Origin of the sequence: Olavius algarvensis spirochete endosymbiont (genome assembly GCA_900608495.1) — a bacterium.
Classification (GTDB): domain Bacteria; phylum Spirochaetota; class Spirochaetia; order DSM-2461; family DSM-2461; genus UBA2779.
Map to the genome: position 1 here is coordinate 1 of UWYT01000196.1, position 1,224 is coordinate 1,224.

Genomic DNA, 1,224 nt, shown 5'->3' on the forward strand with positions numbered 1-1,224 from the left:
GTTTAGCCTTATGGCCATGGACGGCCTAAGGGCGGGCCTGGCTGAGGGCCTGCGCGGGGACTTTGTCCGACTAATCGGTGGCCACTGGGGGGAGTGCTGGTGGGGGACGAATGAGTTTTAACTTCCTAAGCCCTATTCTTCCAGAAAGAAATAAAATCCCCCAAAAAAGAGCGTATCTCCGAAACCATATATTGCAGAATTATCTTCTACATTGACAGATATTACATCACGACTTTCATCCCTGAGATGATATAACGCGACTTCAACATATCTCCCTATATCAACTCTCTTATCCACGACTTTCACCTTAATTCTGTCCCCATCTATCTCATATAAATAGAATATATTTTCTAGCTCTTCCTCATAGGAAAAACGTCTTTCCCAAATCATAACACCATTGCTATATAGATATATTTGAGCAGGAGGGACCTCTGATCCTTCATAGTAAAAGGAATAAGAGATTTCGGCGTTCGTCCAATCTCTTGAATACTCTTCAGGAACAAACTGGCGGTACTCCTCTTCCAAATCCTTGTTCTCATTCAATCCTAACGAAAAGGAATATACAGAGGAAAAAATCCCTACCAGCAAGAAAAGTATCACTGATATCCGTTTTATCCTTAGCATCATAGACGCAATTTATTTCTCCTTTCTCCTAGTTCTGATCGAATAATCAACACCCTCATGAAAATCTCTTGGAGGAGGCATGTCCCTTCCGCCATATTTACTCGTTACTATCCCATCACTTGGATGGATATATTCACCCGAATCTATCAACGTTTGAGGATCCACAGATTTATCCATATTCACTATCCAGTCTTTCCCAAGAAATATTCCCTTATCTCCAGCAGGAGCATGTAGCGAATCTACTCCGTCAAAAACTGCCCAATGTAGATGCGGTGCCATCCCTTCTATAGTTCCAGTACCACCTGCTGTTGCAACTTTATCCCCTTGTTTAACTGAATCCCCAACACTTAGCCCTTCGGCAAATCCTTCTAGATGTGCCATAATGGAGATTTTCCCAACAGCGTGTTCAATAACAACATTGTTTCCATATTCACTGATGTCAGCCCATTCATTGATGGCAATTATTTTCCCGTCTGCAGGGGCGACTACATCAGTCAAAGCCGGCACAAGGGTTTCTTCTTCCATCCCCGTCGGGTCGACATACTTCACGGGGTTGTTGCTCACATAGGAATACCAGTTGAGAGCCTCGATGACAGAATA

The 1,224-nt window shown here is 43.3% G+C and carries 2 protein-coding genes; both read right to left on the reverse strand.

The annotated features are described in order from the left end of the window. Positions 1-132 precede the first annotated feature (132 nt). Positions 133-627 carry a hypothetical protein gene (locus tag S1OALGB6SA_RS06165; RefSeq protein WP_124032877.1) on the reverse strand — a complete coding sequence of 165 codons (495 nt, stop codon included), beginning with the start codon at positions 625-627 and terminating at the stop codon, positions 133-135. A 9-nt stretch (positions 628-636) separates the two neighbouring features. Next, on the reverse strand, positions 637-1,224 hold a 588-nt coding region (locus S1OALGB6SA_RS06170; RefSeq protein WP_230204455.1), incomplete at its 5' end, for a peptidoglycan DD-metalloendopeptidase family protein.